Annotated in this window: 21 protein-coding genes, 1 other RNA gene and 1 riboswitch; of the genes, 9 read left to right on the top strand and 13 right to left on the bottom strand. The window is 57.3% G+C overall.

Annotated features, from left to right (window positions below):
• Positions 1–203: 203 nt before the first annotated feature.
• Positions 204–1,664: a MocR-like pyridoxine biosynthesis transcription factor PdxR gene (pdxR, locus tag HW561_RS20585; RefSeq protein ID WP_176867237.1), complete on the bottom strand. Its 1,461-nt coding sequence runs from the start codon at positions 1,662–1,664 to the stop codon at positions 204–206.
• Between the two features lie 132 nt (positions 1,665–1,796).
• Between pdxR and HW561_RS20580 the strand changes: the two genes are divergently transcribed.
• Positions 1,797–2,105 (top strand): ArsR/SmtB family transcription factor, encoded by a 309-nt coding sequence (locus HW561_RS20580; protein ID WP_176867236.1) that lies wholly within the window; start codon positions 1,797–1,799, stop codon positions 2,103–2,105.
• Entirely contained in the window at positions 2,098–3,129 is a 1,032-nt protein-coding gene (locus tag HW561_RS20575; RefSeq protein WP_176867235.1) for a permease, read from the top strand. Before HW561_RS20580 ends, HW561_RS20575 begins: the two co-directional genes overlap by 8 nt.
• A 55-nt stretch (positions 3,130–3,184) precedes the next feature.
• On the opposite strand, the gene HW561_RS20570 is transcribed toward HW561_RS20575, so the two are convergent.
• Positions 3,185–3,574, bottom strand: a complete 390-nt coding sequence (locus HW561_RS20570; RefSeq protein WP_176867234.1) for a hypothetical protein — start codon at positions 3,572–3,574, stop codon at positions 3,185–3,187.
• A 53-nt stretch (positions 3,575–3,627) separates the two neighbouring features.
• Complete coding sequence (locus HW561_RS20565) at positions 3,628–4,389, bottom strand: DUF1013 domain-containing protein (RefSeq protein WP_176867233.1); 762 nt, start codon at positions 4,387–4,389, stop codon at positions 3,628–3,630.
• Positions 4,390–4,893: 504 nt separating this feature from the next.
• On the opposite strand from HW561_RS20565, the gene HW561_RS20560 reads away from it, so the two are divergent.
• Positions 4,894–5,913 carry a hypothetical protein gene (locus HW561_RS20560; protein ID WP_176867232.1) on the top strand — a complete coding sequence of 340 codons (1,020 nt, stop codon included), beginning with the start codon at positions 4,894–4,896 and terminating at the stop codon, positions 5,911–5,913.
• 142 nt (positions 5,914–6,055) lie between these two features.
• The gene (locus HW561_RS20555; RefSeq protein ID WP_176867231.1) at positions 6,056–6,700 is read left to right on the top strand and encodes a ribonuclease T2 family protein; all 645 of its coding nucleotides are present in this window, start codon (positions 6,056–6,058) and stop codon (positions 6,698–6,700) included.
• Here HW561_RS20555 and HW561_RS20550 read toward each other — a convergent pair.
• The 6 genes from HW561_RS20550 to HW561_RS20525 all read right to left on the bottom strand — a co-directional run bounded on the left by HW561_RS20550 (position 6,697) and on the right by HW561_RS20525 (position 11,866).
• A complete protein-coding gene (locus HW561_RS20550; RefSeq protein ID WP_176867230.1) occupies positions 6,697–7,185 on the bottom strand; it encodes a hypothetical protein in 489 nt (162 codons plus the stop codon). The genes HW561_RS20555 and HW561_RS20550 overlap by 4 nt on opposite strands.
• 141 nt (positions 7,186–7,326) lie before the next feature.
• Positions 7,327–7,890: a histidine phosphatase family protein gene (locus HW561_RS20545; protein ID WP_176867229.1), complete on the bottom strand. Its 564-nt coding sequence runs from the start codon at positions 7,888–7,890 to the stop codon at positions 7,327–7,329.
• 79 nt (positions 7,891–7,969) lie between these two features.
• On the bottom strand, positions 7,970–8,563 hold the full coding sequence (gene recR / locus HW561_RS20540) for a recombination mediator RecR (RefSeq protein WP_176867228.1): 594 nt from the start codon (positions 8,561–8,563) through the stop codon (positions 7,970–7,972).
• 61 nt (positions 8,564–8,624) lie between these two features.
• Complete coding sequence (locus HW561_RS20535; RefSeq protein ID WP_176867227.1) at positions 8,625–8,969, bottom strand: YbaB/EbfC family nucleoid-associated protein; 345 nt, start codon at positions 8,967–8,969, stop codon at positions 8,625–8,627.
• Positions 8,970–9,109: 140 nt separating this feature from the next.
• Positions 9,110–9,979, bottom strand: a complete 870-nt coding sequence (locus HW561_RS20530) for a TauD/TfdA dioxygenase family protein (RefSeq protein ID WP_176867226.1) — start codon at positions 9,977–9,979, stop codon at positions 9,110–9,112.
• A 90-nt stretch (positions 9,980–10,069) separates the two neighbouring features.
• A complete protein-coding gene (locus HW561_RS20525) occupies positions 10,070–11,866 on the bottom strand; it encodes a DNA polymerase III subunit gamma/tau (RefSeq protein ID WP_268952776.1) in 1,797 nt (598 codons plus the stop codon).
• A 137-nt stretch (positions 11,867–12,003) separates the two neighbouring features.
• Here HW561_RS20525 and HW561_RS20520 point away from each other — a divergent pair, with 137 nt between their 5' ends.
• Positions 12,004–12,507, top strand: coding sequence for a protein-tyrosine phosphatase family protein (locus HW561_RS20520; protein ID WP_176867225.1), 504 nt, complete (start codon positions 12,004–12,006; stop codon positions 12,505–12,507).
• Position 12,508: 1 nt separating this feature from the next.
• Here HW561_RS20520 and HW561_RS20515 read toward each other — a convergent pair whose 3' ends face one another.
• Positions 12,509–12,916 carry a hypothetical protein gene (locus tag HW561_RS20515; protein WP_176867224.1) on the bottom strand — a complete coding sequence of 136 codons (408 nt, stop codon included), beginning with the start codon at positions 12,914–12,916 and terminating at the stop codon, positions 12,509–12,511.
• Positions 12,917–13,005: 89 nt separating this feature from the next.
• A riboswitch (cobalamin riboswitch) is annotated at positions 13,006–13,223 on the bottom strand.
• Positions 13,224–13,388: 165 nt separating this feature from the next.
• Between HW561_RS20515 and HW561_RS20510 the strand changes: the two genes are divergently transcribed.
• Positions 13,389–14,246, top strand: coding sequence for an alpha/beta hydrolase family protein (locus HW561_RS20510; protein WP_176867223.1), 858 nt, complete (start codon positions 13,389–13,391; stop codon positions 14,244–14,246).
• A gap of 33 nt (positions 14,247–14,279) precedes the next feature.
• Here HW561_RS20510 and rsgA read toward each other — a convergent pair whose 3' ends face one another.
• The 3 genes from rsgA to HW561_RS20495 form a co-directional block, all read right to left on the bottom strand.
• The gene (rsgA, locus tag HW561_RS20505) at positions 14,280–15,308 is read right to left on the bottom strand and encodes a ribosome small subunit-dependent GTPase A (RefSeq protein WP_176867222.1); all 1,029 of its coding nucleotides are present in this window, start codon (positions 15,306–15,308) and stop codon (positions 14,280–14,282) included.
• Positions 15,309–15,477: 169 nt separating this feature from the next.
• An RNA gene (gene ffs, locus HW561_RS20500) (signal recognition particle sRNA small type) lies at positions 15,478–15,576 on the bottom strand.
• Positions 15,577–15,615: 39 nt separating this feature from the next.
• Positions 15,616–17,496 carry a bifunctional 2',3'-cyclic-nucleotide 2'-phosphodiesterase/3'-nucleotidase gene (locus tag HW561_RS20495; RefSeq protein WP_235963013.1) on the bottom strand — a complete coding sequence of 627 codons (1,881 nt, stop codon included), beginning with the start codon at positions 17,494–17,496 and terminating at the stop codon, positions 15,616–15,618.
• A gap of 178 nt (positions 17,497–17,674) precedes the next feature.
• On the opposite strand from HW561_RS20495, the gene nudC reads away from it, so the two are divergent.
• Genes nudC through HW561_RS20480 form a run of 3 tightly spaced genes read left to right on the top strand, consistent with a single transcriptional unit; the run spans position 17,675 to position 19,670 of the window.
• Positions 17,675–18,658 (top strand): NAD(+) diphosphatase, encoded by a 984-nt coding sequence (gene nudC / locus HW561_RS20490; protein WP_176867220.1) that lies wholly within the window; start codon positions 17,675–17,677, stop codon positions 18,656–18,658.
• A gap of 39 nt (positions 18,659–18,697) precedes the next feature.
• Positions 18,698–19,165, top strand: a complete 468-nt coding sequence (locus tag HW561_RS20485; protein WP_176867219.1) for an SRPBCC family protein — start codon at positions 18,698–18,700, stop codon at positions 19,163–19,165.
• Complete coding sequence (locus HW561_RS20480) at positions 19,155–19,670, top strand: GNAT family N-acetyltransferase (protein WP_176867218.1); 516 nt, start codon at positions 19,155–19,157, stop codon at positions 19,668–19,670. The genes HW561_RS20485 and HW561_RS20480 overlap by 11 nt, the downstream gene beginning before the upstream one ends.
• The last annotated feature ends 14 nt before the right edge of the window (positions 19,671–19,684 follow it).

The raw sequence follows: 19,684 nt of genomic DNA, 5'->3' as shown, positions 1-19,684 counted from the left end.
CCAATGATCCCAAACGCATGTTCAATCCCGTGCATCTGCAAAACCTTAACAAAGGCCTCTTCCGTCGTCATCTTCATAAGGGCGTACTCCGCGCATAAGGGGTTGGCGCCGGGCGAGCAGCCCAGCCTTTGAATAAGGTTTTGACCCAAGGGGCAGGGCGGCGTTAGGGCCAAAATGTGTGGCGGAATAGGTCCAGAGCCGACCTAGCCCGTACGAATGGCATCCGCGATCAGTTTCACGCCCGGCGCGATGCGGTCAGTCGAAATAGAAGAGTAACCGAGGCGGTAGTAGTTCTGTGGCCTGTCCGGACCCGAGAAGAACGGCGTACCTGGTTCAATATGAACGCTCTGGTTCTGCAGTCTGCGCGCAAGTCGGGTTGTGTCGACATGCTCGGGGGCCGACATCCACATTGATGAGCCGCCCATCACACCGCGCCCCGCCACAGTCAGTCCGTGTTCGTTGATGGCATTTTCCATCGCATCGCGTCGCCGTTGCAGCACTTTTGACATGCGCCGGATCTGAGCGTCGTAGTGGCCTAGCGATAGGAAGTATGCCGCCGTGCGCTGAATGTGGCCCGGTGGGTGGCGTAGCATCAATGAGCGTAGCGCCCGCGCCTCACGAATGAATGGTTCTGAACCGACCATGTAGCCAAGTCGCAATCCCGGGAACAGAGATTTGGAAAAGCTGCCGACGTAGATCACACGCCCGTCCCGGTCCATGGACTTGAGCGCGGGGGAAGGCGCACCGAGAACGGCCATTTCAAACTCGTAATCATCCTCGACGATCATCGCGTCCAGTTCGCGCGCGCGGTCCAGTAACTGGTTGCGGCGATCGATCGGCATGGTTGCTGTCGTCGGGCTTTGATGGCTGGGAGTTGTGAAGATGACGTCGGTTTCATCCGGCAGTGCTTCGGGTGGTAATCCGTCCCGGTCCACACTCAGCGGCGTCACGCCACAGTCCCAGTGGTTCAGAAGGCTCCGCAGCGCGTAATAGCATGGGTCTTCAATTACGGCGGTGCGATTGTGGGTCAGCAATATGCGTGACGCCAGCCACAGCGCGTTCTGTGCGCCTAACGTGATCAAGATCTCTTCGGGGCGGGCGGCAATGCCGCGACGTGGCAGGGTATGGCGGGCGATAAACTCGACCAACAACGGATCATCCTGATCCGCGTAGTCTCCGGTCAGAGAATCGAAATCCTTGTGACCCAATGCGCGGACAGCACATAACCGCCAGTTGGCGTGATCAAACAGCGTCCGGTCGGCCTGACCGTAGATAAACGGGTAGCGGTATTCCCGCCAGTCGCTGGGTTTTGGTAGAACATCGCTGTCCAGAAAACGGCGTGCCAACGCTTTATCCCAGTCAACAGTTTCGGTGTCACGCGGCACAGGAGAGTACTTCGGTGGGACCGGCGCATTTTGCGAGACGTAATATCCGGATCTGCCTTTGGCGGTCAGGTAGTCATTGGCCAACAACTCGGTATAGGCCAGCGTTACCGTGATACGGCTGACCCCCAGATGCGCGGCCAGTTTGCGCGAAGAGGGCAGCTTTTCTCCGACGTGAAAGCGGCCCGACAGGATGCCTTCGGCAATCATCTGTTGGATCTGCGCCTGCAGCGTACCTTGTCCGTTCAGTTCAAGAAAGAAAGTGTCGACCGAAATTGCCATAAGCGCTTATAGAGTGGACCTAAGGGATGAGCAATCTGGACTTAAGCGTTATTGAGAATTTTCGTCGGAGGAGTTGACGGCAGAATTTTTGTACATTAAATAACTATAAATCTAGTTTAATGGAGAAGTCAGATGTGGGAAGTCGCCGCTGCAGGGTTCTCGGCCATGGGGTCCGAGGCCCGGTTGAAAGTTCTGAAAACGCTGGTCCGCGCCGGGCAGGCCGGTTTAACCGTCGGAGAAATCCAGAGCCGGACGGGAATTGCACCATCGACGCTGGCGCATCATCTGCGGTTTCTCGCGGCGGGTGGCGTGGTTGAGCAGGAAAAGGTTGGGCGCAGCACGATCAACCGAGCCTGTTACGACGAACTTAGAAATCTGGCTCAGTTCATTCTGAGCGAATGTTGTGCGGACGAAATCGAAAAGGCCGCGAACGATGGCTGAGCTTACCCAACATCCCAAAGCGATGGCCAGAAGCGCGGTTGATCTGATCAAGACACCCTGGGCCCTGATTGTCGCAATCCTTGCTGCGGCTGCCATTCTGGACCCTGGCAGTTGGGTCGAGGTGGTTGTCTTTGCAGGCAAAGCCCTGATGCATACCGGCCAATACATCCTGTTTGCTGTGTTGTTGTTGTCTTACCTCAAGGCGACAGGGGCCGAAGTCATGGTGGCGCGCGCCTTTGAAGGGCGTGAAACACGGATGATCTTTCTTGCCGCCTTGTTTGGCGGGTTGGCCCCGTTCTGCTCGTGCGAGGTCATCCCGTTTATTGCCGGGTTGCTGGCGTTGGGGGCTCCGCTGTCGGCCGTGATGGCCTTTTGGCTGAGCTCTCCTCTGATTGACCCACCGACTCTGTTGATCACCGCAGGCGCTCTAGGTTGGCCATTTGCGATCGGCAAAGCAGTCGCGGCTGTGGCGTTGGGTTTGTTCGGCGGATTTGCCGTGCGTCTTCTGATGCGCCAGGGTGCCTTTGCTCAGCCGTTGCGCGAATACAAGCCAGCGGGCTGCTGTGGTTGTGGTCCCAAACAGGATGACAAACCGGTCTGGAAGTTCTGGCAGGAACCAGAGCGCCGTGTGCGCTTTCGGGCCGAGTTCGTGCAGAATGGTCTGTTCCTGCTCAAATGGCTGGCGCTAGCCTATGTGCTGGAGGCGTTGCTGGTTCGCTACGTACCAGCTGACCTGATTGCCAGTGTTGTCGGCGGTGAGGGTGTATTGCCCATCGTGATCGCAGCGATTGTCGGCATGCCTGCATACCTGAATTCCTACGTTGCACCGCCTTTGCTGGCAGGGCTGATGGATCAGGGGATGAGCGCGGGTGCCGCCATGTCGTTCATGATTGCCGGGGCTGTCAGTTCAATCCCAGCGATGGCGGCAGTTTGGTCGCTGGTCAAGCCGCGCGTCTTTGCGGCCTACCTTGGGCTGGGAGTCGGCGGCGCGATTGTTGCTGGTATTCTGTTCCAGATGATCTGACACAACAAACCGCCCGGTGATGTCATTGGGCGGTTTGGTTCAGGCTCTTCCAGAATCAGCTTTCCTGGCAATGCCGCGGCAGTTTGATCCGGTACCGGGCTTCGCCGCTTTCGACGTAAACACGCTTTTCGACGCAAGCGCTGGTGCCCACCGTTTGTGCCACCGGCGCTTCTGTAGAAGTGACCGATGTGGCAGACCCATCCGGCAATCGAACCGACGCGATAACCCCGTTCTTGAGATCCCCGTTGATAGGGGTTGCTGACAAAACCGCGACGGTCATGAAGGCCTCGTGCTCGTGCTCACCGTCGTCGCCCAGCAAAAACAACCCTGTGACGATAGCGATCATCACAATGCCGGCTGCCAATCCCAACCCCCATGTCTTCAGGAAGGCATATATTGAAACAGCGCGGTGTGGGCCGAAAAATGTAGATAGAACGTTCAGCATGGAATTTCCGAACTAAAAAGACCCGGCCTGATCAGGCCGGGACCATCAAAGCGTCAGGAACGCGGATCATCTTCGTCTTCTTCGTCACCGCCACCTTTAGGCAGGTTAAAGAAGCTGTCAGCATCCATAATCGGCGCGTCGTCTTTTTCTTCTTCGGGCTCATTGGACAGTGAGAAAGTTTCCAGCCCTTCAATCGCTGTCGGGATCTTCGGCGCTGCGTCCATCTCAAGCGACTGCTCGGTCGAGACCAGTTTGCGACGCTCGTCATCGCTCATGACGCCACCCTCGGCAGCTTTCTTCGCGGCAGCCTTCTGTACGATCGCATCCAGCTCGGACTGTTTGCACAGGCCAAGAGCGACCGGATCAATCGGCTGCATGTTGGAAATGTTCCAATGCGTGCGCTCGCGGATCGACTGGATGGTCGGCTTGGTCGTGCCCACCAGCTTGGCGATCTGCCCATCGCTGAGTTCCGGGTGAAACTTGACCAGCCAAAGGATCGAGTTCGGACGGTCCTGCCGCTTGGACAGCGGGGTATAGCGCGGGCCACGACGTTTTTCCTCGCCCGAGGCGGCTGGGTTGAACTTCAGCTTCAGCTTGTACAGCGAGTTGTTCTGCGCTGTGTCGATCTCTTCTTGGGTCAGCTGGTTGTTGGCGATCGGGTCGAACCCTTTGACGCCTGCTGCGACATCACCATCAGCGATGCCCTGCACCTCCAGCTCGTGCATGCCCACGAAATCCGCGATCTGCTTGAAGCTGATCGTGGTGTTGTCCACCAGCCATACGGCTGTTGCCTTGGCCATCAGCGGTTTTGCCATCAGCCCGTCTCCTATAAATACATCTGTCCCGTCGCCGGAATTCGGCGGCCCCTTGTCTTGGGACAGGTTTCCGTTGTCGGGGAACTTGGGCCGTATATAGTCGCGCAAAGGCAAGAAGGGAAGAGGCGAATGCGTCCTGCTGCCGTGGCCCCTGTGCCTGCCCCGCGAGATCAAACTAAACACGGGGCGTCACATCCGCGTGCAAACATGTTCCTGATTTGTGATTGAGTAATTTTATTACTTTAAATCAATATATTATGGCCTAATTGAGAATTCCACGCAATTTGACATAACTTGGTGTGGGCTTCATATGGCCTGACCACGCCACGCAATCGACGATTGCTCAGCCAGGTTTTCCATACAGTTATCGGCCTCTCACATTGCCGCCACGCTTTCTGGTGTCTGGCTTCGCGCGACAGCGTGGGGTCCGGTTACATCCGCACGTCTGTTATCGGGTTGTTTGGAACGCATCGGGGCTGTGAGTTTAGAACAAGGAACATCATCATGATTTGCTCACGCAGTCTCACCAGCTTGCCGTTTATCGTTCTCGCCAGCACTGTTTTCGCTCAGGACAGCCGGTTTTCGGCAGAATTCAGCGTCGAAATCGAATCCGATTTCACATTCGAGTCCGATGAGAGCGATGCAGAACTGACCGATACGTTCGCAACCATCGAAGGCGCGCTGGGATACCAGTTCACCAATCAGTTCTCCTTACAATCGACGCTGGTGTTTGAGCCAGTGGAAGACGCCACCAACGACCGCTTTTTCGAAGATCAGGGACTTTATGCCGAAGAGCTGTTTTTGGAATACGACTTTGGGGCCGCCTCCGTGGCGGTGGGTAAATTCAATCCGGGCTTTGGTTTCGCCTGGGACATTGCACCGGGTGTCTTTGGTGTGGATTTCGCGGAAGATTACGAAATCACCGAACGGGTTGGCGCCGCGGTAACCGTTCCGTTTTCCGGTATAGGCGGCACGCATGAGCTATCATTCTATGCCTTCACCACCGATCGCAGCTTTCTGAGCAATTCGCTGATCACCGAGCGGGGGCAACTGCGGCTTGAGGATGGCGGCGTTTCCAATACGGATGGTATTGAGTCGTTTGTACTGTCGCTGGCGGGGTCTTTCGGGGACACCGCCTATACGTTCGCACTGCAAAATCAGGCCTCGGGCGAGGGGGATGCCGCAGACCAAAGCGGTGCTGTGCTGGGCCTTGTTTATCTACTGAACGCGGGCAGCAAGGAAATCGAATTGCTGGGCGAAGTTGCCTATTTCGATGAGTTTGACGGTACGACCGACTCGGCGACCTATGCAACAATCGGGGCCGCAGTACCAGTTGGTCCTGTCGTCTTGTCAGCCGTTTTGGCCAGCCGCGATTTTGAAGGTGCATCCGCAGACACGTTGGCGACTGTTTCCGCCGAATGGCCGCTGGCTGATAATCTTGGTGTCTCGCTGGCGTATCGTTATGGCGATGAAGAAGGGGTCAAAAGTCAGACCTTGGGCGCATTGCTGGCTTACGAGTTCTGAACCCGCTGGGCGCACCAGATGTTTGGTGCGCCTGCCTTGCAGCCTGTCGAGGCCTTTGCAACACGCTTGCGCCTGTGACGGTCGGTCGGTATCAGATTACGCGCGGATTGCTCTGAAAACACTCCAGTCAGGATATGCCGAAATGCCATTTTCACGCCTTTTCTCCGTTTTGGCGATTGTCCTGACGCCTGTTCACCTTTTTGCCGATGGTGAGAAGCCGGGCGCGTTTGATTACTATGTCCTGTCGCTCAGCTGGTCGCCCAACTGGTGCGCGCGTGAAGGCGATACGCGCGGGTCGGATCAATGCGATGCGCGGCATGATCATGGATGGGTTCTGCACGGGCTCTGGCCTCAGTTCCACCAGGGCTGGCCAGCCTTTTGCCCAACGTCCAAGGCGCCGCCCACACGCCGGATGACCCGTGAAATGACTGACATTCAGGGCAGCGCTGGCCTCGCCTGGCATCAGTGGAAGAAGCATGGAACGTGCTCGGGTCTCAGCGCGCCGGACTATTTCACGCTGTCGCGTCGTGCCTATGAACGGGTTGAGCGTCCGCCAGTGTTTCGCAAGCTGGACGCGACGGTGAAACTGCCGGCCTCAGTCGTCGAAGATGCGTTCTTGAAGGCCAACCCAAGTTTAAAGCGCGACATGATCACCATCACGTGCAAACAAGGCTATATTGAAGAAGTTCGCCTGTGCCTGTCCCGCGATCTTGACCCCGTACCATGCGGTCGGGACGTGATCCGAGACTGCACGGCCAAAGACGCGCTGTTCGATCCGATCCGTTAGAGCGTCTTGTTCTGGCAATCGCGGGCGTAATCGAGCGCTTTGGCGGTGCCCTTGAGGTCAATCGCCATCACCGGCTCACCTGCCGGGTTGTAGACAGTCATGGTCTTGTTCTGCGCAATCGCGTTGATGAAGTTCCGGTCAGTGAAAAACACCGTCGCGCCTGGCACACGGTCTTGTTTGAAGCCGATGGCGGTGGCGTCAAAGCTCTTGCCATCCAGTTCAAAGCGGATCGGGTAGTTTTTTCCGGGTTCGATATCGCCCCAAGCCTTGTTGTAGACGGTAAAATACCCGCGATTATCCAAAGCGTCATAGCCCAAGCGAACCACCGACAGGTCCTGATAGACCGTCTGGATCAGGCACCCGTTGCCCAAGTTGGGATCCATCATGATGTTCCAGCCTTCGACAAAGCCCTTGTCGATCAGTTCTTGTGACCACGCGGCGGTTGCGGTGAAGGCGGCGAGCGTGAGGGCAAGAAGGCGGGTCATAGCAAAAGCTCCAAAAAAAATACGCTAATTTATCTCTTATTAACGCAGATCGATGGCCAACCAAAGACGCTTGTTCGCAGCTATTCCGGTTGGGAATAGCTGATGCGATCTAATCGAATTCAAGCCGCAAAAAAAAACCAGTTAGGTCAGGATGGTTTCGGTATTTTGAGACAGGTGAAAGACACACCCTTGTGTCCTCGGCAACTGAAGGAGTTGATCCATTTCAAGACCTAACCAAATGCCTCGCAACACCAACGAAGTAACGCCATGGGTTACGACAATCGCCGGTTCGTCCTGTTCGCTTAGAAACGATTGGACCCTCTCGCAGATTTCTTCATAGCTTTCGCCCTTTGGGCTGCGAAAATACCACTGGTGGCCTTCGTACGGATAGTCGATTTGCGTCCTTATGTAGTCTCGCGTGACTCCTTCCCATTGACCGAATGCAATCTCCATAAGCCGAGCGTCGGGTTTTGTTTCAATGTGAGGTGCAATTGCCAGCTTCGCTGTGTGTTGTGCCCTTTCCTGAGGGCTGACGAAAACACGTGAAGGTTGGTTCGGAATACGGCTGAGTATCTCGTTTTGCTTTCGTGCTTGGGACTTGCCGGTTTCGGTTAGTGGAGAATTCTTGCGACCCTGGAATTTACCCAGCGTGTTCCACTCGGTTTCACCATGCCTCAATACAAACAGATCAGGATAATTGCTCAAAATATTTGCCTAGGTTTGTTTGAAATGCAGCCGGTTTAAGTGGTCTCGTGACACATGAAAACGCAAAGATCATTCAGCACTAAATTTCCCTCCGCGCCCTCAGGGCTGCCGTAATCGTCCCGTCATCGAGATAATCCAGTTCCCCTCCGATTGGCACACCCTGCGCCAGTGAAGTCAGGCGCACCTGACCCTCCAACTGGTCCGCGATGTAATGGGCGGTGGTCTGGCCATCGACTGTGGCGTTCAGCGCCAGAATGACCTCGGAAATCCCCTCGGCCATAACCCGGTCCTTAAGACGAGGAATGCGTAGCTCATCCGGGCCAACGCCGTCCAGAGCCGACAATGTGCCCCCAAGAACGTGATAGCGGCCTTTGAAGACTGCAGCCCGCTCCATCGCCCAGAGGTCGGCGACGTCCTCGACCACGCACAATTCTCCGGTCGCGCGGGCCTCGCTGTTGCAGATATCACAGATATCGGTGGTGCCCACGTTGCCGCAGTTCAGGCATTCACGGGCTGTGGCAGCGACCTGCTGCATCACGTCCGATAGGGGCGTCAGCAGCAGGGCGCGTTTGCGGATCAGATGTAGCACCGCGCGGCGGGCCGAGCGGGGGCCGAGGCCCGGCAGCTTGGCCATCAGGTCGATCAGGTTGTCGATGTCACTGTTCGAACTCACTGCGTGCTCCTGCAATTGGGCCGGGCGAGGAACCCGGCCAATGATCCGTCAGGAGGGTGTATCAGAACGGCAGCTTGATGTCTTTTGGCAAGCCCATGCTTTCGGTCAGTCTGCCCATCTCTTCCTGCGACCGCTCTGCAGCTTTTGATTGCGCATCCTTGATTGCAGCGAGGATCAGGTCTTCGACCACTTCCTTGTCATCGCCGTTGAAGATGGACGGATCGATGTCCAAACCTTTCAACTCGCCCTTCGCTGTGGCGGTTGCTTTAACCAGTCCAGCGCCGGATTCGCCGACAACCATGATGGTGTTCAACTCTTCCTGCATTTCCGCCATTTTGGATTGCAGGTCCTGTGCGGATTTCATCATCTTGGCCATGTCGCCCAGCCCGCCGAGTCCTTTGAGCATCGGTAATCTCCTGTGTGTAGGTTTGATGCCTAGATACGAGGGGCCATCGCGCGGCACAAGAGGTCAGACGCTCTCTCGCCCGTCGTTAAGGTCTTTGGCAAGACCTCTCCTCCCCTTGAGCCCGGCAGCCTTTCTACGTCTCAAATTACTCGGACGGCATTCAACCCGTCGGCCTCAGTCACCGAACAGCAAATGGATTTCAACTTGCGCGGATAATTGTAATCCCACGGACGACCCCGATGTAAAGTGGCACGTTCGTCCCAAATCAGCACATCACCAACGGACCATTTATGGGAATATACAAATTCGGGGCGGGTGCAGAACGCGGTCGCTTCATCCAATATCTGCTGGCCTTCCTCATGACCTAGCCCCTCAATCGCAAAGGCGTGTGAGGCGATAAACAGGGCTTCTTTTCCAGTGACCGGATTGGGCCAGAGCGCGCGCCAGGGGCGATCAGGCCAGCGGGTCATGAATGGCAAAGTTGCCAGATCTGCCGATATCCTGGATCGGGAATGGGAAAGGCGGTGCCAAATGACCGCGTCTTGCAACGCCGTTCTGAGATGATCCGGCATGTCGGCCCATGCAGCCCGCGTTGATGCGAGCTCCGTTTCGCCCCCGTCGGGCGGTACGACATGCGCAGTCAGAATGTTTATCAATGCTGGGACCGGTAAAAAAGTGCTGTCGGTATGCCAAAGCATGTTGGCCTGCAAGTCCAGCAGGCGCAGATCGTCTTTAGCGCGTAAGCCGTCTTTGGTCTGGTTGCTCAATTCCGAGACCTGGAACTCCATATCGCGTCCAGCAGCCATAGCCTCGCGGTTTTCCAATGGACCGAAGAGTTCACCCAGTCGGATATGATCCTCGTCCGAGATCGATTGGGCCGGAAACAGCAAGGCCGATTGGGTTTCAAAGGCTTGTCGTATCTCAGGATAAAGATGGTCTTTGGTTACGGTGCGCAGGTCCACGTCGTGAACGGTTAACCCAAAACGCGGGTGCAGCGGCGTTGTGCGCATCAAGCTCCTCCATCAACTAAGTGATGGTAGGGTGCTGTCATCCAATTGTTCAATCTGTTTCGTTTGCGACACAGGCGCGGGGCCTATGTGTCAGTCCTCTTCAAACGGATCCCATTCATCCTCTACTTCGGGCAAGGCTTCGGCTTCGACCTTTGCGGCCCTTTGTTCGGGTGTCTCAATCCGTGTGATCTTGGCTTTCGGGAATTGGGCCAGCACGGCTTGGACCAACGGATGTGTCTCGGCTTCGGTTTTCAGGGCAAGTTCTGCTTCGTCGCGCAGCTCAGCAATCGTTGGTACATCACCATCCGACACGATTGACACCGCCCACCGATTGCCTGTCCACCGTTGCAGCGCAGACCCCAGCCTGGGCGCCAGATCCGTCGGCGCCTGAGTGGACGGAGTGAACTCGATCCGGCCCGGTTGGTACGAAACCAAACGCACGCCGTTCTCCACTTCGACCAGAAGTTTCACGTCCCGGTTCGTCCGGATCAATTCAACGACATGCTCGAATGTTGGATACCGGGTCAGAGCAGCCTCAACGTCCTGTGCCAGCGCAGCCACCGGTGCTCCGCCCGGGCTGCGAGGTGCCGAGGCATAAGTCTGCGGTGCAGTGGTGCCGGTCTGAACAGGTTGGGCACCATTGCTGGGCGCGGGAACACCGCCACCGGGTCCGCCCATCGGTGGGGGCGGAGTATCCTGCAAACGCTTTATCAGGTCCTCGGGGCTGGGCAGATCGGCGACATGGGTCAGGCGGATGACAGCCATTTCCGCAGCCATCATGGCGTTGGGTGCAGCCGCGACTTCTTCCAATGCCTTGAGTAACATCTGCCACATCCGGGTCAGGACTCGCATCGGCAGGGCGTCGGCCATCTGCTGACCGCGGGTCCGCTCGTCCGGAGAAACAGTTGGGTCTTCGGCTGCGTCCGGCGTGATTTTGACGACCGAAACCCAGTGGGTGATTTCTGCCAGATCCCGCAGCACGGCCAGTGGGTCCGCCCCTTCGGCATATTGCCCGCTCAGCTCTGTCAGCGCCCCGGCGGCGTCGCCTCGCAGGATCATGTCCATCAGGTCAAGCACCCGGCCTCGATCAGCAAGACCCAGCATGGCGCGCACCTGATCCGCGCTGGTTTCCCCGGCGCCATGCGAGATTGCCTGATCCAGAAGCGATGTCGCATCCCGTGCTGACCCCTCGGCAGCTCGGGTGATCAACGCAAGCGCATCGTCTGAGATCTGGGCACCTTCAGCGTCAGCGATCTTATGCAACAGGCCAATCATGTCCTCGGGCTCGATCCGGCGCAGGTCAAAACGTTGACAGCGTGACAGGACGGTGACGGGCACTTTGCGGATTTCGGTCGTGGCAAAAATGAACTTCACATGTTCGGGTGGTTCTTCCAGCGTCTTGAGAAGCGCGTTGAACGCACTGGTCGACAGCATGTGAACTTCGTCGATGATGTAGATCTTGTAGCGCGCGCTGGCGGCGCGATAACGGACGCTGTCGATGATCTCGCGAATATCGTTCACACCGGTGCGGCTGGCGGCATCCATCTCCATCACATCGACATGGCGGCCTTCCATGATCGCCATGCAGTGTTCGCACTGCCCGCAGGGTTCGGTTGTCGGCCCGCCTTCGCCATCAGAACCGATGCAGTTCATGCCCTTGGCAATGATCCGGGCGGTCGTCGTTTTACCGGTGCCTCGGATGCCTGTCATGATAAAGGCCTGCGCGATCCGGTCTGCTGCAAACGCGTTTTTCAGCGTGCGCACCATCGCGTTCTGGCCAACCAGATCGGCGAAGGTTTCCGGGCGGTATTTGCGTGCGAGAACCTGATAGGCGGGGCTGGGCGTGTCGGTCATGTTTTCTCTGACGGATTCGGAACTTCGACGCAGCGTAGTGGCCGCCGCCGTCCGCGTCCACAGCAGGGTTTCAGGATTTTCGTTTTGGAAAGGGACCCGAATGTGCGTAAAACTGGTTGGGTACATTTCAACGACGATTTTTTTCAAGTGATGGTTAAGGAGGGTTTTCCATGTCGCAGTTGGTGATCTACGCGCTGCAGGTTGGGGGCGGTACGCTTGCCCTGACCGCGATGCCGGGGCGCGGTGGAGACTATGCGGCTGATCTGGACATGATTTCTGAGTGGAAGCCCGGGCTTGTGATTTCGATGACAACCGAGATTGAGATGCTTCAGGACGGGGCGCAGGATTTTGGCAGCGATATTCAGGGCCGTGCCAGCCGCTGGGTGCATTTGCCGACCGAGGATTTCAACGCGCCGCCGCCTGCTGTCGTCGAGGCCTGGCCCTCGGTGAGTGCCACCGTCCGCCACGCGTTGTCTGGCGGCGGACGTGTTTTGGTGCATTGCCGGGGCGGGTGCGGCCGGTCGGGGATGATTGTCCTGCGGCAGATGATCGAATGCGGAGAACGCCCTGAAAAAGCTCTGGAGCGTTTGCGGGCTGTGCGGCCCTGTGCTGTCGAGACGGACGATCAGATGGCCTGGGCCGTCGATGCGGCCCGGGTCCCGGTGGGGCGTTAGATCAAGCCGAAATCCGTAAGGGTTCCTGGGTCACCTTGCGCGGCGTAAGAGTGGATACCTCAAGCATTGCACATGGTGGGTTAGAGATGACGCCCGCTGGCAATGTGCTGAAGTCACTGTCAAAAATCATGTCCGCATAATCGTCCAGACTGTTGATGGCGTCGTCAGGATCGGTGCCACAAAACACGCGGATCCGATCGCAGTGTGCCCGAAATCGGGCGGAGCAACCCTTGGGGCAGTGGGTCAGCTCGCTACTGCCTTCGATTTCGAAATTTGCTGCTGAGACGGGCCCGGCTTCTGCCATCGCCTGCGCTATGGTGCGTGCCATTCGTGCCAGCGCCGGACAGGTTTTGCCAGTGCGTTGGCATACGGTTGCGGCGTATTCGTGCGTTTTTGTCTTCCAGATCATCCTGCGCCCTCCGCGCGATGGACGGGGGATATGGAACAGGCGGGACGGCTTTGCGCAGTCAGGACCTGCCCGGACACCCCGCCCGAGTTTTGGTTTCAGTTCCAATGGCAGGTCTCCTGACTTGCGGGTCATTGCTTTGCCGACCTTCCCAGCCTTTCGGCCAGTGGTGTCTCGGCATCGCTCACCGCTTACAGTTGCGGGGGCAGTCGCGGCATTGGTTCATTCCGGTATCGCCGGGTAGAATCGCACCGTGTTCCCTTTTCATCCCGTCCCTTGGGGGGCGGGAACCATTACGCAATCGCTAGCGCCTGTACGGGATCAGAGTCAAGCTGATCTTCAAGGCACGGGTTTATTGCATAGGACAGCGGTCTTGTGGACGTCAGGTCATGTTGGGTCAGTGTTGACTTGCGCCGGGTATTCGATGTCATAACAAGGAATGAACCGATTGGTTCAGATGATGTTTGGGGACGCTATGTTGGACAAACAGCAGTCGACATTGATCGAAGACTTTCAGTTCCTGTCCGGTTCGGCGATGCTGTCGGCCCGGCTTTACCTGCCGGCTTTCGAACCTCAGACCGCAGTTGTGTTGAACAGCGCAACCGGTGTGCCACGGGACTATTACCGGCATTTCGCACATTGGCTGGCGACCGAGCATGGCATGGCATGCCTGACGTATGATTACCGGGACTTTGGCCATTCCAGAACAGGGCATCTGAGGGACTCGGACGTCACCATGGCGGATTGGGCCTTGATCGACATGCCCGCCGCACGGGCCGAAATGCGGCGGCGGTTTCCCAACGTACAGCAGTGGACTATCGGTCATTCGGTCGGTGCAATGCTGGGACCGGTACAGCCGGATATCGCGCAAATCGACCGGATGATCTGTGTCTGTTCGGGGCTGGTTACGCTGTCTGACCATCCATGGCCCTATCGTGCGCTGGCATGGTTGTTCTGGTATGGCCACGCCCCTTTGTTTGTCCGCGCGCTGGGGTATCTGCCGGGAAAAGCGATCGGCTTCGGCTCGGATCTGCCTGCTTCGGTCTATTGGCAGTGGCGCACATGGTGCACCGCATCGCAGAGTTACATTCCCGACATCGGGCTTGACCTGCCAGCTGCCAGCTGGTCCGGATCGGATGTTCCGGTGGACCTGTTCACATTCGAAGATGATCAGATGGTGCCCCCCGAGGCCGTTTGGCGATTGGCAGACCTTTATGGCCCCGCTGCCAAACGGCACCAGTTATCACCAAAGGAACTTGGGTTGACCGAGATCGGCCATATCGGAGCCTTTGCCCGCCGCAACGCAGCTGTCTGGCCCCACCTGATCGCCTGAAGGAAAGGGCACCGATACTTGGTGCCCCCTCGGTTACAGTCTTTTGCGGGACTTTTTGTCCTGCATCACGGATCGCACCATTTTGCCAAACGCTTTGTCCCGGGCCCGTGACTGCGCCACCGTTTCCGAGTTACGTTGATCCTCGCGCTTCAGCTTCCGCCAACGTTCCAGTCGCGCGGCGTCGAGAGCGCCATCGTCAATTGCGGTCTGAACCGCGCAACCCGGCTCGGCAATATGCTGGCAATCGGAAAACCGACAAAGATCAGACAGCTCAAGGATATCCGAGAACACTTCGTCGACACCGTCCTGCGCGTCCAGCAGTCGGAGGGCCCGCATGCCGGGCGTGTCGATCAACCAGCCACCATTGCGCATCGGATACAGCGCGCGGGCCGTCGTTGTGTGTCGCCCCCTTGCGTCATCCTCGCGGATACCGGCGGTTGCGTCCTCCTGATCGGTCATTCCGTTTGCCAGTGTGGTTTTTCCAACACCTGAAGACCCGACCAGTGCCGCAGTTTGACCAGCGGGGCACCAGGACAGGACCAGCTGCAAATCCGCTTGATCCAGCGCATTGATCGTCAAGACGGTCAAAAACGGCGCCAGAGACTGCGCGCGCGAAGCATAGTCATCGAGGTCCGAACACATGTCGGCTTTGGTCAGGACGACAACCGGGTAGCACCCAGCCTGATGTGCCAGAGCCAGATACCGCTCTAGCCGGGGCAGGCTGAAATCGGCATTGCAGGAGCTGACGATGAACAGAACGTCAACATTTGCCGCAATCAATTGTGTTCCGACACCTGAGCCAGCAGCGCGCCGTTTCAGAAGGCTGCGCCGCTCTAACAGATGCTGAATGCGTTTGTGCTCGTCGGCCAATACCCAATCTCCGACCGCAAAATCGCCAGTTGGGCGGTCAAGACTCAGCAGGGGTGATTCCCCGACCGGGTTTATCCCGATCAGGCGATCCCGATGAACGGCTGTGATGCGAAAAGGATCGCAGGTAGGATTGGCCGCGTGCTGCGCGGCAAAGTGTGTGGACCATCCGAGGTCCGAAAGAGTAAATGACATTGTTTTGCCTGTGTTCAGGTACAGCAAACCGCACAGATGGCAGGCGCGCATCTGTCGGAAATGTGTTCAGGCAGTGGGGTGTTTAGGGTTCAGAACCGCGCTGCCCGAAGGGTTTCTGCTACAATCATAAACGCCCTCCTTCGGACCGTGTTTGCCGCGACAGCGGTTCAGGTGAGAGGCTGGACATCGACCCAAGCGGGGCTCGTTGTGGCTGCTTCCTTCCGGATCTGACCAGGTTGGCGAGGCGCTCGCCCGCGCCAACCTCTCAGGTGTCGATATAGGGAAGGGTCAGGAGAAAGACAACCCATCAGAGGGCAAGGCGGATTCGTTCAAATCCTTCGGCGTCCCGGCCCAACGGTTCAGGGGCAAACATATCCAGTTCCGACAGATACTTGAGGGCACCCGGCCCTGTCCTGAGGATCGAATGGAGCCCGGGCTGAGGTCGCAGGGAAAACGGATATGGCGCCTGTTCCAATGGATCTTGCGGCAGTTCACCAGACAGGTAATCCCGCAGTATTCCTTTGATATCCATCGATGGCAGGTCGATGGGCCGGGCTTGCGTCGCGACACGGAAGTGTCCGCCTCCGTTGGCGCGATAGTTGTTGAGAGCAACGACAAACGTCTGCTCTGGTTGGACGGGGTGCCCTTCGAAAATCAGGCTTTCGACTCTTTTATGATTCGGGCTGATCAGCCTTCCGTCGCTGTCAAATCGTGGAGGTTGTGATGGATCAATCCGGTACGAAAGTCCAAAAAGCACATCGAAATTATGTCCGGCCCTACCGGCATTTGTCAGGTCGGTTTCTACATGCGGTGCAAGCTGGTTGAAGATACCCGCTGACATCTCCAGCCAATCCTGCAGTTGCGCGCCGGTTACCAACATGGCGCGCAATTCGTTGGGAAAGACATGCAGGTCTGCAATGTGGCGCAGGCAGATTTCGCCGGCAGGAACGTTGGTGTAGTACCGCGGCCCGGCGCGCCCGCCGCATTTGTAAGGTGATACCGCCGACAGAATTGGCAGGTTGGCCAGGTCGGTGCCGTGCAGGAAAGGGCGCAAGGCTGCCGCCTGCGCCGCTGCGACCAAAGCAAGTCCCCGATCCGGGGCGCAAAAGCTGAAATAGCTGTGCAAATCCTTTGGAACATGGGCCACAGGCTCGGCTACCGTGGACCGGGTCTGGATGTGCCCCGAAGCAAACAAGCGAACCATATCCGGGTCTTCTGCCGTCGTTACTCCGTCGACCCCCGAGCATATTGGGCGCAATTCGACATTATGACCACTGACGTTCCATCCACTCTCCGGATTGCCGTCCACAAACAGATCGATAACACCCAGATGAGAACCGGCTGAACCGGGCATGACAACCGGCTTGCCATGAATCAGCCCGGCCGTGTGATCGACAGGTGCCCACCCTTCGTGTGCAACACCAGGAAAGGTCAGATGGGTATGGCCAGCAATGATCGCATCAATCCCTTCGATAGCGGCCAGCGGGATGATCGCGTTCTCCAGATCGGGGGCCGCTTGTATTTGCCCAAAGCCTGAATGCGCAAGCGCCACGATCAGATCGCAGCCCTCAGTACGCAAGCGTTCTGTCATTTTTTGCGCCGTGGTCAGGATATCTGTGGCGATCACCTTGTCCTGCAGCAAATGAGCTTCCCACTGCATGATCTGTGGGGGCAATACAGAAAACACGCCGATGCGAATTTTCGCGTCGGCGCCTTCCACCGGCACTGTGCGATCGAGGATCGCGCAATCATGCCACCCTTGCATTGCGTCCAGACGGTGCAGATTGCTACTTACGACTGGACAAGGGGACTGGACCACGGCGCGGTCGATCATGGCCAATCCGAACCCGAAATCATGGTTCCCAAGTCCGATTGTATCATAGCTGAGTTCTTCAAAGGCTTGCAGAATTGGGTGGCGTTCGTCGCTCAGCGCTGCCCATTCACCAAACGGAGTGCCCTGAAGGAAATCACCATTATCGAACAGCAATACAAGGGCATCCCCAGCCTGTTGTCTGGCCGCCCTGATCAGGCTGGCCGTGCGCGTAAAGCCAAGTGTAGGGTCCGGCTTATCTGCATGATAGTCGAAACTGTTCAGGTTCATATGCAGATCAGTCGTCGCAAGTATGCGGATTTGCGCGCTGGAGTTTTGCGTCTGGCCCAGCCGCGACGGTCGCTTGTTCAGTTTCAATTTTCTACTTTTGAATGCTGTTGCTCGATCAATTTCACTAAAAAGTACAATAGATGATTTTTCCGGGGCAACCATGCGGCCTTTCGGCGGCATCCGTCGAACTCAATGCTTATGAATGGCCATTGCAACGCGGGTTAAGTCGTGGCAGGCCCTGTGCGCAAGGCCCAAAGGAAATTCAATGAAAAACGCGGAACAGGTGACTTTTGGTGGCTCGGGCTTTGATCGGGCGGCACATCTTCGCGGCGATGCCGACAAGCTTGCTGGGGCCACACGTGATCCGGCGGCACGTTGCGTGTTGCTTTGGCGGGGGAAAGTGTTGGTTCAGGGCGAGGCTCTGGATCAACTGGGCTCAATACCAATGACGCACACTTTGATCAGCAACGGTCCAGGTGGGGTTGTCGAAGCTCCGATCTTTCTTGGGTGCGCTGATGAGGGCGCGCCTGTTTTTGCCGCCGATATCTCGAACTGGGCGGCTGAAGGAATGGATATCTCAAGCCTCGGAGAATTTGTCGACGGGTCCGAACAGCAACACCCCGATTTGCCGGAGGGATATGTGTTTGTCGAATTGCGTCGGATCATGGCCCGCCTGTCTGCGCGGGATGCGGAACTGGCAGCGACCGCCAAGGCTGTCGTCGGCTGGCATGAGACGCATCGCTTTTGCGCGAAATGCGGCGCGGCAAGCGAATTGTCTCAGGCTGGGTGGCAACGTAGTTGCCCGTCTTGTGGTGGGCAGCATTTCCCCCGAACCGATCCGGTTGTCATCATGTTGATTACCCATGGTGAGTCGGTGTTGATGGGGCGCTCCCCCGGATGGCCCGAGGGGATGTTTTCGCTGCTGGCAGGTTTTGTCGAGCCGGGCGAAACCCTTGAGGCCGCCGTGCGCCGCGAGGTGATGGAGGAGGCGGGCGTGCCCGTTGGTGCGGTATCGTATCTGTCCAGCCAACCCTGGCCATTCCCGGCATCGTTGATGTTTGGCTGCGCAGGTGAAGCTCTGTCGCGCGACATCGTTATCGACCCGGTCGAGATCGAAGAGGCGATGTGGGTCAGTAAAACCGAGATGATGCAGGCCTTTGCCGGAGAGCATCCAAGTCTGTTGCCTGCCCGCAAAGGGGCGATTGCGCATTTCCTGTTGCAGAACTGGCTTGCGGATACGCTGGACTAAAGAAACACTGAACACGAACCACGAGCAGCAAAGGTCGACATGCAGTTTTCAGCGCGGGAAGATATTGAAGCTCCAATCAATTCTGTGTTCGACATGGTCTCAGATTTCGAACGCTTCGAGCGTATGGCGATGCGGCGCGGGATCGACGTACGGCGCACCCCCGGGGGCCTTCCGGTTGCGACGGGAACCGCGTGGGAAACCGAGTTTAAAATGCGCGGTAAACCCCGTCAGATGTCGGTGTTGATGACAGATTGCGAGCGTCCGGCCCAAATGCGATTTGAGGCCAGCAGCAAAGGCATGATGGGTATTACGACCGTTGACTTCCTGGCGCTGTCGCAACGCAGAACCCGCCTGAGCGTCGAGATGTCCCTTGCCGCCAAGTCCCTGCCAGCGCGGTTGTTGTTGCAATCGATGAAACTGGGCCAGTCGCGGTTTCGCCGGCAGTTTCAGCTGCGTCTAAGTGAGTTCGCCCGCGAATTGGAGCAGCGCCATCTGCATGGATCTTGACGCTCGTTTTAGGCAAACTCATAGGACAGGTTGTTTGGAAGCTGTAGGTTTTAGAAGTGCGCAAGAGGGTGATGCCAATGGTATCGCAAGCGTCTTGCAGAACCTTTTCGATGCCGGAAAACGCAGTAAATCCTGCACTGCCGAATTTGTCTTGGGGCACTACATCAGCCATCCTGACAGTATTAGATGCACGGTCGCGGTTGAACGGGACGGGCGCATACTTGGGTTTCAATCGCTCAGACATGCTGTCGCGAACAACCCTTATGATGTAACTGTGGGCTGGGGCATTATAGGCACTCATATCCGCCCCGCAGCAGCCAGGCGCGGTATTGGGCGAGGGTTGTTTGCTCAGACACGTGATGCTGCGCGTGCGTTTGGTTTGTCCTTCATTGATGCCACGATTGGTGCAGAGAACACCGAAGGTCTTGCTTATTACGAAGCTATGGGTTTCAGGGCTTACCGGCAGCCGGAAGACGCTGTGTCGAAGGTTTATCAGTTGCAGTAGTAAAACTGTAAAAA

Origin of the sequence: Ruegeria haliotis, from assembly GCF_013377785.1 — a bacterium.
Classification (GTDB): domain Bacteria; phylum Pseudomonadota; class Alphaproteobacteria; order Rhodobacterales; family Rhodobacteraceae; genus Ruegeria; species Ruegeria haliotis.
The sequence above is the reverse complement of the archived record's forward strand: the minus strand, read 5'-3'. Positions and strand labels throughout refer to the sequence as shown.

What these genes read in the sequence shown, in the direction of transcription:
- HW561_RS20550 (WP_176867230.1), bottom strand. Translation starts at nt 7,185, where the DNA reads ATGACCCGCCTTCTTGCCCTCACGCTCGCCGCCTTCACCGCAACCGCC.
- HW561_RS20480 (WP_176867218.1), top strand. Translation starts at nt 19,155, where the DNA reads ATGGATCTTGACGCTCGTTTTAGGCAAACTCATAGGACAGGTTGTTTG.
- HW561_RS20565 (WP_176867233.1), bottom strand. Translation starts at nt 4,389, where the DNA reads ATGGCAAAACCGCTGATGGCCAAGGCAACAGCCGTATGGCTGGTGGAC.
- HW561_RS20530 (WP_176867226.1), bottom strand. Translation starts at nt 9,979, where the DNA reads ATGCGCACAACGCCGCTGCACCCGCGTTTTGGGTTAACCGTTCACGAC.
- HW561_RS20580 (WP_176867236.1), top strand. Translation starts at nt 1,797, where the DNA reads ATGTGGGAAGTCGCCGCTGCAGGGTTCTCGGCCATGGGGTCCGAGGCC.
- HW561_RS20520 (WP_176867225.1), top strand. Translation starts at nt 12,004, where the DNA reads ATGTCGCAGTTGGTGATCTACGCGCTGCAGGTTGGGGGCGGTACGCTT.
- HW561_RS20510 (WP_176867223.1), top strand. Translation starts at nt 13,389, where the DNA reads ATGTTGGACAAACAGCAGTCGACATTGATCGAAGACTTTCAGTTCCTG.
- HW561_RS20535 (WP_176867227.1), bottom strand. Translation starts at nt 8,969, where the DNA reads ATGCTCAAAGGACTCGGCGGGCTGGGCGACATGGCCAAGATGATGAAA.
- HW561_RS20555 (WP_176867231.1), top strand. Translation starts at nt 6,056, where the DNA reads ATGCCATTTTCACGCCTTTTCTCCGTTTTGGCGATTGTCCTGACGCCT.
- HW561_RS20560 (WP_176867232.1), top strand. Translation starts at nt 4,894, where the DNA reads ATGATTTGCTCACGCAGTCTCACCAGCTTGCCGTTTATCGTTCTCGCC.
- pdxR (WP_176867237.1), bottom strand. Translation starts at nt 1,664, where the DNA reads ATGGCAATTTCGGTCGACACTTTCTTTCTTGAACTGAACGGACAAGGT.
- rsgA (WP_176867222.1), bottom strand. Translation starts at nt 15,308, where the DNA reads ATGTCATTTACTCTTTCGGACCTCGGATGGTCCACACACTTTGCCGCG.
- HW561_RS20570 (WP_176867234.1), bottom strand. Translation starts at nt 3,574, where the DNA reads ATGCTGAACGTTCTATCTACATTTTTCGGCCCACACCGCGCTGTTTCA.
- HW561_RS20515 (WP_176867224.1), bottom strand. Translation starts at nt 12,916, where the DNA reads ATGATCTGGAAGACAAAAACGCACGAATACGCCGCAACCGTATGCCAA.
- HW561_RS20575 (WP_176867235.1), top strand. Translation starts at nt 2,098, where the DNA reads ATGGCTGAGCTTACCCAACATCCCAAAGCGATGGCCAGAAGCGCGGTT.
- nudC (WP_176867220.1), top strand. Translation starts at nt 17,675, where the DNA reads ATGAAAAACGCGGAACAGGTGACTTTTGGTGGCTCGGGCTTTGATCGG.
- HW561_RS20485 (WP_176867219.1), top strand. Translation starts at nt 18,698, where the DNA reads ATGCAGTTTTCAGCGCGGGAAGATATTGAAGCTCCAATCAATTCTGTG.